The organism is Pectobacterium actinidiae (assembly GCF_000803315.1).
Classification (GTDB): Bacteria; Pseudomonadota; Gammaproteobacteria; order Enterobacterales; family Enterobacteriaceae; genus Pectobacterium; species Pectobacterium actinidiae.
The window spans coordinates 354798-369363 of sequence record NZ_JRMH01000001.1 but is presented as its reverse complement, the minus strand read 5'-3'; the positions used below and the strand labels follow the sequence as shown (position 1 = coordinate 369363).

At 47.6% G+C, this 14566-nt stretch carries 8 protein-coding genes; 3 read left to right on the top strand and 5 right to left on the bottom strand.

Translation table 11 applies throughout. From position 1 onward, the window contains the following. Positions 1-345: 345 nt before the first annotated feature. Positions 346-2106: a site-specific DNA-methyltransferase gene (locus tag KKH3_RS01510; protein WP_039355212.1), complete on the top strand. Its 1761-nt coding sequence runs from the start codon at positions 346-348 to the stop codon at positions 2104-2106. Next, the gene (locus KKH3_RS01505; RefSeq protein ID WP_039355206.1) at positions 2097-4730 is read left to right on the top strand and encodes a DEAD/DEAH box helicase; all 2634 of its coding nucleotides are present in this window, start codon (positions 2097-2099) and stop codon (positions 4728-4730) included. Before KKH3_RS01510 ends, KKH3_RS01505 begins: the two co-directional genes overlap by 10 nt. 103 nt (positions 4731-4833) lie before the next feature. On the opposite strand, the gene KKH3_RS01500 is transcribed toward KKH3_RS01505, so the two are convergent. The 4 genes from KKH3_RS01500 to KKH3_RS01485 form a co-directional block, all read right to left on the bottom strand. Further along, positions 4834-7836 carry a restriction endonuclease gene (locus KKH3_RS01500; RefSeq protein ID WP_039355205.1) on the bottom strand — a complete coding sequence of 1001 codons (3003 nt, stop codon included), beginning with the start codon at positions 7834-7836 and terminating at the stop codon, positions 4834-4836. Next, positions 7836-9902, bottom strand: coding sequence for a site-specific DNA-methyltransferase (locus KKH3_RS01495; RefSeq protein ID WP_052201275.1), 2067 nt, complete (start codon positions 9900-9902; stop codon positions 7836-7838). The genes KKH3_RS01500 and KKH3_RS01495 overlap by 1 nt, the downstream gene beginning before the upstream one ends. A 251-nt stretch (positions 9903-10153) precedes the next feature. Next, positions 10154-11278: a site-specific integrase gene (locus KKH3_RS01490; protein ID WP_038918036.1), complete on the bottom strand. Its 1125-nt coding sequence runs from the start codon at positions 11276-11278 to the stop codon at positions 10154-10156. 117 nt (positions 11279-11395) lie between these two features. After that, a complete protein-coding gene (locus KKH3_RS01485) occupies positions 11396-11620 on the bottom strand; it encodes a type II toxin-antitoxin system TacA family antitoxin (protein ID WP_039355190.1) in 225 nt (74 codons plus the stop codon). Between the two features lie 419 nt (positions 11621-12039). On the opposite strand from KKH3_RS01485, the gene KKH3_RS01480 reads away from it, so the two are divergent. Continuing rightward, the gene (locus tag KKH3_RS01480) at positions 12040-13299 is read left to right on the top strand and encodes a tyrosine-type recombinase/integrase (protein WP_039355189.1); all 1260 of its coding nucleotides are present in this window, start codon (positions 12040-12042) and stop codon (positions 13297-13299) included. 295 nt (positions 13300-13594) lie between these two features. On the opposite strand, the gene KKH3_RS01475 is transcribed toward KKH3_RS01480, so the two are convergent. After that, positions 13595-14476 carry an integrase domain-containing protein gene (locus KKH3_RS01475; RefSeq protein WP_039355188.1) on the bottom strand — a complete coding sequence of 294 codons (882 nt, stop codon included), beginning with the start codon at positions 14474-14476 and terminating at the stop codon, positions 13595-13597. Between the last annotated feature and the right edge of the window lie 90 nt (positions 14477-14566).

Sequence of the window (14566 nt, the reverse complement as noted above, 5' to 3'; positions counted from 1 at the left end):
TTAATAACTTGGCTATGAGCTAACACCATTACTCCGCGCTTTTGATGGACACAGCCTTATCAAGATATTTACTCATGGATATGTGGATAAAAAACAACTTTCTATTCAATCCGGTGCGTGACGTCATTCCACTTCCAGCCAGCCCCTCAGCCAGCTATATGATAAACAGTATGATTTTAACACTTCTCGAGGGTATTCAACCACATTGATTAAATGTCATTTAAATACAATGGCTTAAAAATTATTTTTTACCTAAAAAACGCACCGGATTGAATATCCGCTGACCGGTATTACACGACCTGACTCCTGCCCTCAGCATAATAAAACTGGACAGGATCCTGACTAATGCCAACGTTAAATTGGATCGGCAAAGAAGCCGTTATTAAGCATCACAAAGATGTTCCCTTTCGTTTGCTTGAACATGATGCTGATTTATCTCATGGACAAGACGATAGTGGGAATATTATTGTTCAAGGTGATAACTTACAGGCACTGAAAGCATTATTACCACGTTATGCAGGCCAAGTTAAATGTATTTATATCGACCCACCTTATAATACTGGAAATGAAGGTTGGGTATACAACGATAACGTCAATAGCCCTGAAATTAGAAAATGGCTAGGGGAGGTTGTCGGTAAAGAAGGTGAAACTTTAGATCGTCATGACCGCTGGCTATCCATGATGTATCCTAGGTTAGTATTGTTAAAACAATTTCTTCGTGATGATGGTGTTATTTTTGTATCTATTGATGATAATGAAATAGGAAATCTTCAATCTCTGATGAGAGAAATATTTGGTGCACCTAATGAAATAGCAACCATAGTCTGGGGAAAAGGGAAAAAAGGAGATGCGAAACTTGTTGCAGTAACTCACGAATATATAGTCGCATTTTCTAAAAACAAAGACTTCTTGAAAAAACAAAAAACTCGCTGGCGTAGAAAAAAGCCGGGGGTTGATGAAGTATTAGAGCATTATAATAATTTAAGAAAAAAACACTTAAATGATCATATAAAAATAAGAAATGATATGATGTCGTGGTATCGTTCATTATCAAAAGATGATCCTCGTAAGGCTCATAAACATTATAACTGGTCAGATGAGAGGGGATTATATTTCCCTGATAACTTTCACGGCCCTGATGATGGGCGAGAAAATAGACCTCGTTATCCTATTATTCATCCAATCACTCAACAACCTTGTGCTATACCTTCAACTGGTTGGCGTTGGGAAGAGAATAAAACCAAAGCTGCATTGGCCGATTCTCCGCCACGTATTCATTTCGGTAAAGACCATACAACAATACCTAATCGTAAAAGTTATTTGTCCGAAATCGATGAAGAGCCGATGCTTAGTGTTTTTTACAAAGATGGTCGAGGTGCAACTCTTGAAGTTGAAAAAATACTCGGTCCAGGAGCATTCCCTTTTCCAAAAGATTCAGCCGTAGTTGCTGATTTAATAGGAATGGTTTCTCAACCGGGAGATGTAGTTCTTGATAGTTTCGCTGGTTCAGGAACAACCGCCCACGCTGTACTTCAATTAAACCAAGGAAACAAAAAACCAATAAATTTCATTCTTATAGAAATGGATAATAATGTTGCGATAAATAAAACACGCGAGCGCATTCGTAAAGCTATTGACGGTTACGTACCCTTAACTGGAAAGAAACGCAACTCGGTAGCTGGACTAGGCAGCGGTTTTCAATATTTTCGTCTTTCCAAGGAGCCTTTATTTCTACCGAATGGTCCTATTCGCCATGATGTGACATTCAATCAACTACGTGAATTTATCTGGTTTATGGAAACCGGCTCAGGCTTAACAGTATCACCTTTAGCCAAGGAACAGCCAGCCACACCATTCCTCGGTGTACATCAGGAAAAAGCCGTGTTTCTTCTGTACAACGGCATATTGAAAGATCGCTCAGATATTGGCGGTAATGTTCTTAATCATCGTTCCCTGAAGTTTCTTGATGAAATCACCCCACCACATTTTTCCGGTACGCGAGTCGTATATGCCGCTCGCTCCCGGTTTGATAAGAAGAAACTCAATCAGTTAGGCATTACCTTCCATCAACTTCCTTATGAACTGGCGGTGAAAACATGGCTCTGAACAGTCTGAAATCATATCAGGAACAACTTCTTGATGATTTCTCTTCGTATCTTTCCCGCTGTAGAGAATTGCAAGATCCAGCAGAGGCTTTTCGCGAATCAACACTCAAAGGTTTCGGCCGAGCACTGCCTTATTCCCCCTTACCTGGCGCAGAAGCGATACCTTATATTTGTTTACGGGTTCCAACCGGTGGCGGGAAAACCCGTATCGCCGGTCAGTCGATAAAACGCGTTAACGAATATTTTCTTGGTATAGAGCACGCCCTAATCTTATGGCTGGTTCCATCAGATCCCATTCGTGAACAAACACTCCACTCACTGAAAACGCCCGGGGAACTACTATACCAAGATATGCGTGATCTGTTCGGTTCAGTACATGTGTTGGATATTCAAGAAGCTTTATATATACAACCAGCCACGTTAAATACCGGAAACACAATTATCGTCGCCACGATGCAGAGTTTTAAGCGAGATACTGACGATGGTTTGAGAGTCTATCGTCAAAACGGCAGCCTAATGCCGCATTTCTCTGGTACTTCGTCAGAACAAAAGGGGGAACATTCACTCATGGATGTCATCCGGCTACGCCACCCTTTTGTTATTGTTGATGAAGCGCATAATCAGGGAACACCCTTGGCTGTCGACACTCTTGTCCGCTTTAACCCCGCGTGCATACTTGAGTTGACCGCAACCCCTGACCGTGCGAATCAACCATCCAATGTCCTCAAGAGTGTCTCCGCTGCAACCTTGCAAGCGGAAGATATGCTGAAGTTACCTTTGGAGCTCACTGTTCATCCAGAATGGCAGCGGTCTATGGCAGAAGCTATTAGCCGACTACGGCAGTTGGAAGAAGAGGCTGCTCAGGAATTCCAGCAAACCGGTGAAGTAATCAAACCTGTTGTGATGTTGATACAAGCCGAGCGCCAAGCAAAAGAGCAAGAGACATTTACGCCGGAGCGCGTTAAACAACATCTGATTAATGATTTCAACATACCCGCTGATACCATCGCTGTAGCGACAGGAGCTCAAGATGAATTATCGGGTAAAAAACCGGGGGATCCTGACTATCCTCAGTTCATCATTACTGTCGATAAACTACGTGAAGGATGGGATTGCCCTTTTGCGTATGTGCTATTCTCTTTCCGCAATACTACTTCCGCTACGGCGGTAGAACAAATCCTCGGCCGAATATTACGTATGCCGCATGTTAAAAGAAAATTACATGAGGCACTTAATCGTTGTTATGCCTACGTCGTATCATCAGAATTTGCGGCAACAGTTCAGGGATTGCGTGATGGATTAGTTCAAAGTGGTTTTGAACGGCTCGAAACACAAAGTTTGATTCAAACCCATGGAGAACCGCCATCAACAGGAGATCTCTTCGCGCCCCAAGGCGATTTGGTTATTCCTTTACCCGAATCCGATAATAGTCTCGTCCTTCCAGATGAAAGCGCTTTGGAAACATTACCGAAATCACTTCGTGACAAGCTAGAGATCTCACCAGAGAGCGGTACTCTGACATTAAAAGGTGGCGCTAATAATAAACAGATCCAACAATTGGCCGACACATTCAAGCATCCAGAAATTGCTAAAGACGTTCTCAACCGGCTTGAAATGGCGTCATCCAGACAAAATGCGTCACTACAAAAGGAAATAACACCCGCAGATCGGGGACATACTGCGCATATACCTTTACTCACATACCGGCAATCTGGGTTCTTTGATGTGTTTGATGAAACTCCACTTTTAGATGCTGACTGGGAAATAGAGGATTTTGACCCAGTGCTTTCTGATAGCGAATTTACCCATGATGTAGAAACCATGTATCGCGCTGCATTAAATATTTCTCAATTAGAGAAAATCGAATGTAGTGTTTATGAACGATTAGATAATCAACTGGCATTATTCGGTAAAGAACATGGCTGGGAAGCTACTGATCTGATCTATTGGCTGGACCGCAATCTACCTTTCCCTTATTCCGAACGGGACAAAAAGGTCGCATGGATCAATGTAGTGGTTGATTATTTGTTGGAAAAAAGAGAGTTCTCTCTGGACGAATTGGCCTACCGAAAGTTTCGTTTGCGCGGTGCGTTGGAACGAAAAATGGCAGCAGGGCTAGTGCTCGCCAAGCAACGCATCTTCAACGACTTGTTTGATGACGAATCACAATTCGCAGTGCTAGACGAACATGCCGTGTCGTTGGAGCCTGGGCGATATGCTTACGATTTTCGTTATGCAGGGTTTATTCATCTCAAACGTCATTTCTATCCCGTTATCGGTAATCTGAAAGATGTTGGAGAAGAATTTGAATGTGCCGAATTTATTGCCAACAGGCTCGAGGGTGTCGATTGGTGGTTACGTAATGTGGAGAAAAAACCAACCTCTTTCTGGTTGCAAACGGCCTCAGACCGATTCTATCCTGACTTTTTGATACAAATGAGCAATGGCCCACTCGTTGCTGTTGAGTATAAAGGATCGCATATCAGTGATACCCGAGATAGCCGAGAAAAGAAACGAATCGGAGAACTGTGGGCCAGACGCAGTGAGGGTCGATGCCTCTTTGTCTGGGTTGAAAATAAAGACTGGTCAATAATTCGTGAGGCCGTATCTCATATAGCCTCCTGATACAGAAATCTGGTAAACCTGCCGTCAAAGAAGCAGGTTTACCACACTGATTATCCAGCCTATTCCTCACAGACCCATACCGCTATACCGCTACAGCAGACACTCAGATATTCCACTGTTCAGGTACTGAAACCGCATACTCGATGCCAATTTCTCTGAAGTGTGCCTCGGCAGACTTGATTTTGGCATTTTCGGAGGGTCTCCTTTTTTGTTCATCCATCGTGCTCTTGGTTTCACGCACCATGTAGATTCGATCCTCACCTTCTTCGGATTTGATGATAGCCCAGTCGGGGTTATAAGGGCCAACCGGCGTGTCGATCTGGAATCTTGGCGGAAGCTTCATAAACAGCCTGATATCCTCGCGGTGATCGAGAAACTCAGCGAACTTTCGCTCCGGGCTGTCCGGCCCGCCATCAAACACGACGTAATCAAAATCGGTTTTCTCAGGATGTTCGACGCGGTACAAATGCTCTTTGAAGAAATCCTTTTCGGCAAGGCCATCGGCTTGCAACTCGCGGAGTTCATAGATGGAACCGCCGATCTTTTCATACTGAACGCCTTCAACAATGACGCGCTGTAGTTCACCCTCTACGCAACGGCGTACCATCGCCATGAAGTCGTTCGGATTGGCAATGAACTCATCCAATCTTCCGCTACCAATGAGAATATCCACCAGCGTCTTGCGTGTAAGAGACGTACCTTGCTGCAACTCACCGATAATGTCCGGCAGGTCATAACTGCCTTTGAGATCGACAGTTCGTGCCCCTAGTTCTAGCCCTTGCGTGCCGCCACGTAGCACCCTGACACCAGCACGAGTGACATCAATACGTAACGGCTGGATTTTCGGTTCAGCCTTGATCGCCTTTATGCACGTCTCAACCAGCATAGGGTGTTTAACTGTCACCCGATAAGTGGTTTTCTGGCTGATAGCGCTCCAAAGCCTCTCAAAATCCGGCGAGGCGTAGAGCTCTTTGTTGAATTTCCGTTTTGCCCGCGCACTTACAGGCTTCACATATTTCTCAATACCCGCATTCAGGATGCAGTGGATAATATCTGTTTCGTAGGGCCTGAACTCAGCAGGCAAATGTAGTGAGAACCCTGCTGCATCCGGCAGAAACATGGAAGTTGTCTTACCATCCTTGATGAATCCTGCGTTTTCCAGATGCTTGAATATGGCAGAAGACATCTTGAACCCCAGCATGTCATCGGTCATCGCACCATGAGGATCCCGTTTCATCAACTTGGCAAATTCATTAGGGCGTACCTGTCCGATGGCTACCCCCGCCTCCCGGTATTCAGCTTGCAGGTTCTGAGCGAACGCAGCATAAGACTCGTTAGCAACTACCGTGAGTTGTGCAACGCTACGATCGGAAACACGCTCATAGCCTTTTACTGTTTTCGCAACCGGCAGGCGCAGACCACGTCCCAACGTTTGCCGACGTTCCGTGTCCGCGCCCATTTCACGCAGCGTACAAATCTGAAACACGTTGGGATTGTCCCAACCCTCGCGCAGTGCGGAATGGCTAAAGATGAAGCGCACAGGCTCATCACCATCCAGCAAGCGCTGCTTATCTTGCATGATGAGTTTGTAAGCGTCATCATCTTTGACCGTCGTACCAGATGAATCCACAAAGGTCGTGCCACCACGCATTTTCAATTGGGAAAAATACGCCCGCCGTAACTCGCCAGGATCCTGCGGCAGTAATTTTTGGTAGACGTCAGACTTGCTACGCTCTTCTCTGAACACCTCATCGAACCACTTGGTAAACTCGCCGTTTGCGTCTTCGTTATTGACCCCGTCGCCGAGGAAACTCGCCACTTTGTCTACGAAAAACAGACTCAATACTTTAATCCCCTTCGGGTGCAACATGGCTTCCTTGCGCAAATGCTCACGCACGGTTTCCCGAATCATCTCCTTGTAAATCGCGCCCGTTGCGCCCCCGAGGGATTCGCCTTCATGCAGCAGGTTTCCGTTCGGCGTCAGTTCAATACTGGCTGGTTCACCGAAAGCGGCGATGCTCAACGCATTAATACGCCAGCCTGCATAAGCAGGATTTCCAGTGACGTCTGACAATTCCTGATGCGGTTTGACCTTTTTGCTACGACGCGCGATAGAGCCATCGGCCTTGCGGCAAGCCAGTTCAAGCTTCGCGGCTTTCGTGTCTTTCACTTCGAGCAACTTGACGTAAGGAGCCACATCCGCACCGTGCTGTGCGACTTCAGCCACGACGATCTGTTTCACCAAACCGAGATCGTGCGCGTCAACCGGATCGAGCCGATAGACCAGGTTTCGCCGCTGCTTATGCGTAGCTGAGTAGCGTAGTGTGAATACAGGATCAAAATCACCCACAGCAGACTGCGATAGCAGTGATTCCATATTTTGTGGTTCATCCATGATCACAACAGGATGCGTGCCTTTCAGGTAATCCAACGGACGCAAGCCATTAAGCTTGTCGTACGGTCTGTGAATGATGCGCGCATTCTTTTTTTCATTTTTATTCTTGTCACTACGTATCGCATCAATCGTCATCACCAGTATTTGCACGTTGGTTGCAGTAGCAAAAGCCTGTACTTCCTCGGCCTTGTCGCCTCTGTAGACATTCGCATCGAAAGGCTGCGCCGGATAGAGGCTACGGAAGTGCTCGCACATCAGGCGAATACTGGTGTTCACGCCTTCACGAATGGCGACGCTGGGAACCAGAATGATAAATTTGGTAAAGCCATATTTCTTTGCCAGTTCGAAAACGGTACGCAGATAAACGTAAGTTTTGCCCGTACCGGTCTCCATTTCGATGTCGAAATCCAGTTTGCCATCAACCAGCTTTCCGCTGACCTCCAACCCGTTGCGATCCTGTACCGTTTGTAAATTAGCAAGAATAGTGTCTTCATCCAGCACCAGATTATTGCCGATAGCACCAATTACCTGCTCGATGCCTAAATCCAGCTCACCTTCACGGCTGGCAACGCTGCCACGCAAGGCAATCGCGATCTTGTCGGCATCCTTTGGTTGGCCATCGAACAAATCCACCACAGCGTTGATGGCATCAAGCTGATATTGCTGATGCGAATCAAATTGAAAGCCCGTATTTTGAGAATGACTGTTCATCACGCCGTCCTCAGCTCAATACCTTTGCTCCTAGCATATTGAGCAATATTAGTTTTCAGTTCGTCGTCGCCGTGGAAGGCATCTTCCAGAATGATCAGGCGCGTAGGTTCGGTATTCACCAGTTCCCGCAATTGTTCCAGTGTGGGTTTGGTTCGCTCGTTTAAGTAGGCTAGCAGGCGTGGCTTATCGGTATCGCCAGCGATGGCATAGATGTCCAGCCCGGCGATAGTCTGCATACTGAGATGTTCGTTCAACGAATAGCCGAGTTTTAACAGCAGCTCAGTAAGCAGGTCACCGGGACTGGCATCATCAACGCTACTACCACGCAGGTCGAGCAAATGCTGGGTTAGCTTGTCAGGTTCGATATCGCTGGTGACACGCCATTTGGTAAAATTGGTGTCCGCCAGTTTGTAGGCGCGAAAGCCCGTATCCACTTGGCTTTCTGCAACATCGGATTTTATTTTCTCGCCCGCTAGTTCGATGCGCTTGCGCGAGATATCAGCGATAGTGGCAAAGCCTGCCTTGTGTGCTTCGGAATCTTCCGGAGTAGGTTCCGGCAGTTGCACCATGATAAAACGACGCTTGCCGTTGCCTTCAGCATTAAGTTGCATTACGGCGTGGGCGGTGGTGGCACTACCAGCGAAGAAATCCAGCACTATGCCGCCATTTGGAGATCCGATTTTTACAACATCTTTTATGAACGGAATAGGCTTTGGCGTTTCAAATAATTTCTTCTTGTCGAAGAGTGTCTTAAGATGGGTTGTAGCCGTACTGGTTGAGTATTCCGGTTTATACATTACTGACTTCGGCTTACTAGATGGAACGTCGCCAATTCCTGGTCGCTGTTTCTTGTAAATATTTGGCCTCCCATCGGAACGGCGAACAACCACAAGATTAAAGTTCTCTGAATTTATTTTTGTCTTCCCCCAAGTCCACGATAATTCAAATCCATCATCGTTGATTGGCCAGACAACTTCATCACTCGACTTATTTGGCTTATCATCATCCGTAGCGTAAACCTCCTCATTTTGTGCAATGAAGATAGGAAACCAGCCTTTTGGCCTACGCTCACGACTCGCATCCTGCCCAGTACGGCGAAGAGTATCGGCACGCTTAAATAGTCCATGCTCATCCTCCTCCCAGTCCTCCTCGATAGCCTCTTCGTCAAGAGGGAATTTACCTAAAACACTTTCTTCTTTCTTTTTCGCATAGACGAGAACATAGTCGTGAGTTTCGGCGAATCCGTAAGCGTCTTGGTTTCCTTTGAGATTCATAATGGTTGGAACAACCGCAATCAAATTTGATTCACCGAAGACTTCATTACATAATTTTCTCAGGTTGTCCTGTTCATGATCATCAATCGAAATAAAAATCACCCCATCATCGGTAAGCAGATTACGGGCTAATTTCAGGCGCGGATACATCATGTTCAGCCAGTTGGAGTGATAACGCCCTTCGGTCTCGCTGTTGGTGGAAACTTTCTTACCTTCCTCGTTCACCTGCCGCGTCCACTCCAGATAATTGTCCAACCCCTCTCTGTAATTGTCCGGATAAACAAAATCTTTACCTTTGTTATAAGGAGGATCGATATAAATCAGTTTGACCTTGTTGTGATAGTGTCGTTGCAGGATCTTCAGTACCTCAAGGTTGTCTCCCTCGATAAACACATTCTGCGTCGTGTCCCATTCTTTAGAATTGACGAAATCTGGTTTTAGGGTGGCGGTAGTCGGGGCTTGTGCGGCACGTAGCGCGCGCTTTTTGCCCGGCCAGAACAATCCAAAGCGTTCATTACTGTCAGACGCATCATCGGCCAGCAGCTCACGGAGCTTTTCAACATCCAGCTTACCATCAGCAACAGCCTCTGGAATCAGTTCGGCAAGCTGACCAGCCAGTTCGGTGCGAAAATTCGGAGTTGTGCTCGGGATCTCAAAGAGGTCGTTGCTGATATCAGAAAGTGATGAACGAGACTCCTTCTTCTGGCCCTCGGCCAAAGCATCAACACTGCAACGTTGTTCCGCATTTTCTTTCTGTTTAGCGCTATATTCAGTAATACGTTCATTTGCCATACTGATAATCCGGTGTGACATCAGTCAGAATCAGCAGGCATCCTCGCTCTGAAGTGCTAAATTAAGTTTTGCTATCGACTCAATGACTCGTAACATTCATATGTTATGTACAACAATCACTAAAACACACCGGATTATCAGTGTGATATGTAAAACACGTCGTCTGGATAGACAGTCTGATTAGTCGAGATCCCGACATAAAAAATGACGATATTTAGCTCAACATCGTCATATAAAAGTTATCTACATTGCTAAAGTGGGCTGATAAGAACCCTATCAACTGAATTGACTGAGATAGCGCCGGGTGGCGGAAGTCTCTTACCGTTTTTCGCTGCTATAGCCTGAAATCGAAGTAATTCCACAGAGGCAATTTTCAGGGCATCATCATGCGTTGAAGCCGTCACAGACAGGTTATCAAGATCGGAGAATTTCAATGTAACCGTTGTATCATCGACATCAATATCCGCTGGGTAAGGAACAAAGATGGATGCTAGTTTTTTAGCCTGTTTCTTATGTGCATCCAGTTTGCTCACGAGGTGTGTTGCACGAAGGTGGGTATAGCGTTTCAACATATTCATTGATTTATGACCTGATATCGCCGCCACTTCCATAACATTTAACGTTCCCAGTTCAAAGAATCGGCTGATTGCTTCATGTCTGAGATCGTGAAAATGTAGATCGTCGATAGCCAGAGCCTTCAAAGCCACACGCCATGCGCTTTTAAAGCCACTCGACGTGTAGCTAAAGATATAGCCATTCTCATGATGTGGCCGTTCACCTAGACCACACAGAATTTGCCGTGCTTTTGATGATAATGGAACGTCTCGCGATGTCCCATTTTTCGTCAAAGGCAAATGGGCAACGCCGAGGCGAAGATCGGTATATTCCCATCTCAACGACAAAATTTCGCCTTGCCGCATTCCCGTTTCCAATGCGATCTGAAAAATAGCCAATAATTCAGGATTTTTATCTTTGAAGTATCTGGTTAGCTGTCGTTCTTCCTGAGTGGTTAACCTTCGGGTACGGCCTGACGATACGGTAGGCTTGCGAACATTTTCAACAGGGTTTATAGAGCATGTGCCCCACTCAACTTTTGCCAGATTATAAAGCGCCGATAACAATGCTAATTCCAGTCGCACAGTATTCGCACTTATCGGCTTTTGCGTTCTGGCGTTAAATTCCGATAATCTATTATCTCTATATTCTGCAATGTCTATGGATGAAATTTCATCCATATTTCTGTTAGCCAAACGCGAACGCTTGATAACATTGATTCGATAGAACTCCTGCAATTGTCCTCGTTTATGTCGCGAAACCGTGGAAAAATACTTATCCAACGCTTTACTTAACAGTATCTTTTTTATACGTTTTTTCACTACTCTTGTCTTCCCTATTGGTCAAAGGGAAAGACAATACAACAAATTAGAGAGCGCATTTAGGTCTCTGCTCGCATGAACCTTCCAATGCGGCGTGGGGTGGCTCAGGGACTGAGCTCATTTTTTCTGTTCCCACGGTGCAAGTGTTTGCATGGTGTTGCAAAGCGCGGCATTTGGTGCAGGAGGCTGATCCAATCGTGTAAGAAACTCTTGGTAAGCATCGGGATCTGTCATGATGATGCGCTGATCGATCAACGCTTCCTCAGTAACGGCTTTTTCATCGGGCTCGGTACGTAAATTTAATGCCACACGTTTATCAGAAACGTATTTTTCTGCCGGCATAATGTCATCCACCAACCTTCTCTTCGGTAGAGTAATTATACAGCTCAAGTTGGGCTTATCTCATTATGATTTACAGGTGATATAGGGAATCGAACCGAGGGAACGAACCGGACATTTCTTTATGGTATTTTACCCATCATTCTGATCTATATATAAAAACACGGGTCAACCTACGGGTCTTGACAACAGCCACGATTAAAATTTATGCTATATTTCAACTTAATAGAAAGCTGAATGATCCCGAGTCCGGGCACCATAATTTAGTTTCAGGATGTCCTTATGCGTCCGGGAACGTTGAAAAATCAGTAAGTTGATAAGAATCTGGAGTACCAACAGGTACTACCAGATTTTTTGACATCCGTAGTTTTTGGGGGCTTAATTGGGGGCCTGCCGGTTCGATAAACTATGGAGCCCCCACCATGCCTCTGACAGATACCGCCATCCGCAACGCCAAGCCGTTCGATAAACCTTACAAACTCAGCGACGCGCAGGGTCTGTACCTGCTGATTAAACCCAACGGTTCTAAACTCTGGCATCTCAAATACCGCTTCGGCGGCAAAGAGAAAAAGCTGGCGTTTGGCGCTTACCCCACCGTCACGCTGGCAAATGCCCGTAAGCTACGCGAGGAAGCCCGTGCGGTACTCAGTGCAGGTGCCGATCCCGGCGTAAAAAAACAGCAGGACAAGCAGGCGAGAAAAAACGGCAATACCTTTGAAGAGATCGCCCGCAAGTGGGTGGCGGGTAATATCCGCTGGAGTGAGGCCCATGCCGCCAAAGCCCTGCGCTCGCTGGAACTGCACGTCTTTCCGCTGATCGGTAAATTCCCCGTTACCGACCTGAAAACGGCCGATCTGCTAATCCCGCTGCGGGTGGCGGAGAGAAAAGGCAATCTGGAAACCGCCGCGCGGATACAGCAGCGCACCACTGCGATCATGCGCTATGCGGTACAGGAAGGACTCATCGCCAGCAACCCCGCCAACGATCTGGCCGGAGCCATTGCGCCGCCGCCAAAAAACCACTACCCCGCCCTACCGCTGGAGAAGCTGCCGGAGATGTTGGAACGGATCGAAGGCTATTCCGGCAGATTACTAACCTGTCTGGCGGTGCAGCTTAACCTGCTGATCTTTATTCGCTCCAGCGAGCTACGCTTTGCCCGCTGGACGGAGATCGATCTGGATGGCGCAATGTGGACCATCCCCGCGCAACGTGAACCCATTCCGGGCGTGCGTTATTCAGAGCGCGGCGCGAAGATGAAAACACCGCATCTGGTGCCGCTGTCAACACAAACGGTAACTGTACTGAAGCAGCTAAAACTGCTGTCCGGTAGCAGTGAGTTGCTGTTTCCCGGCGACCACGACCCGCGCAAACCGATGAGCGAAAACACCATCAACAAGGCGCTGCGCACGATGGGCTATGACACGCAGGTGGACGTTTGCGGTCATGGTTTCCGCACGATGGCCTGTAGCGCGTTGATTGAATCAGGCCGCTGGTCAAAAGATGCAGTGGAGCGGCAGATGAGCCATCAAGAGCGTAACCACGTTCGCGCCGCCTATATCCACAAGGCGGAGCACCTCGACGAACGCACGCAGATGATGCAATGGTGGTCGGACTATCTTGATGCCTGTCGGCAGAAATTCATACCGGCTTACCGTTTTGAGAGACATATTCAGGTTGCCTGAACCCGCGACTGATTGACGCCGAAAAGCAGATCTTTGCGCCAGCGGATCTGCTTTTTTATTTGCACCAGCGCTGGGGCGTATCATTGCCCCCGTTCACTGATGCCGGGAAAATCGCAGGACTGCACCAGATTCTCCGTCGAACGAACATCGAACTGCGCCAATCACGGCCTTTTCAGCCCTTTAGCCTTTTCCGGTTTGGCGCTGTTACTCTTAGCATCCTTTACCCTTTAGCCCTTTTTCCTTTTGGCTGACTCAATGATCGAACATTCATCAACGGCTGCACCAGCACGGAAACTCACTCCTCTCCCCGCCGTCCGTAAACCTGCGCCACATAACGCCCGCGCCCGTCGCCGTGGCCTAAATCCATCGCCGTCAGCGCCAGCGCCTCTTTTTCGCTGAATCCGTGCGCCAGATAATGACGAATGGCATCCTGCGCCCAGGCGTAGCGCAATGAATGCGGGGAATATGCGCCAGTCAAGCCGATACGCGAAGCCTGACCGTGCCAGTACTTCATCGCGCTTTTCAGATCGGGTTTATCAATCAGCCTGCCGTTGCGTTGTTCCGCCACAGCTAACGCATTTTCCAGCGCTTTTCTGACTGCGCCAGCATCCAGAATTATTGTCTCGCGGGACCGTCCGCCTTTGGTGCCGAAAACGATGGTCAGCCGGGTTTCATCACGCTCCAGCGCCTGTTTCCACGTCCTAAGCGATTGCGCACACTGCACCGCTTCCTGTGAACGCAGGCCCATCAACCTTGATAGTTCCAACGCCGCCGCCATCCCGGCGTCTTTTGCGCGAGCGATTTCCAGCACCTGCCGATAATACTCCGCCGTAATCGCCCGCCGGGTGCCGTTGCGGGATGCGCCGGACAAGCCGAGCGATTTATTGGACAGCCGTTCACTGGCTGCTAACCGATCACGCCCGGCCTGCTTCAACAGACAGCGGATCGCCGCCATCTCGTTTTGCAGGCTACGTTTCGTTATGCCCTGATCCAGTCGTTCCCGAACGTAATTCTCAATATGCCGCGCTTTCAGTTGCTCCACCCGGCGGATCTGTACATTCTGTTCCAGCAAGCGCTCACAAAATCGCTGCGCCAGCGCCATGCGATCGTGGACGGTTTTATGACTGCCGCCCGCCTGCCGCGCCAGCATTTTCATTTCCTGCTCCAGAAGACTCATTTTTACATGTCCCCTTTTCATGATTGCCGCAAAATCCAAAACAGATACAACCTTCCCCGGCGCATAGGCCGATAGCCCCTGATTTTTGTC

Bases quoted from the DNA above. Each gene is read 5' to 3' on its own strand.
- KKH3_RS01500 (WP_039355205.1), bottom strand. From the start codon at position 7,836: ATGAACAGTCATTCTCAAAATACGGGCTTTCAATTTGATTCGCATCAG.
- KKH3_RS01505 (WP_039355206.1), top strand. From the start codon at position 2,097: ATGGCTCTGAACAGTCTGAAATCATATCAGGAACAACTTCTTGATGAT.
- KKH3_RS01510 (WP_039355212.1), top strand. From the start codon at position 346: ATGCCAACGTTAAATTGGATCGGCAAAGAAGCCGTTATTAAGCATCAC.
- KKH3_RS01480 (WP_039355189.1), top strand. From the start codon at position 12,040: ATGCCTCTGACAGATACCGCCATCCGCAACGCCAAGCCGTTCGATAAA.
- KKH3_RS01495 (WP_052201275.1), bottom strand. From the start codon at position 9,902: ATGGCAAATGAACGTATTACTGAATATAGCGCTAAACAGAAAGAAAAT.
- KKH3_RS01485 (WP_039355190.1), bottom strand. From the start codon at position 11,620: ATGCCGGCAGAAAAATACGTTTCTGATAAACGTGTGGCATTAAATTTA.
- KKH3_RS01475 (WP_039355188.1), bottom strand. From the start codon at position 14,476: ATGAGTCTTCTGGAGCAGGAAATGAAAATGCTGGCGCGGCAGGCGGGC.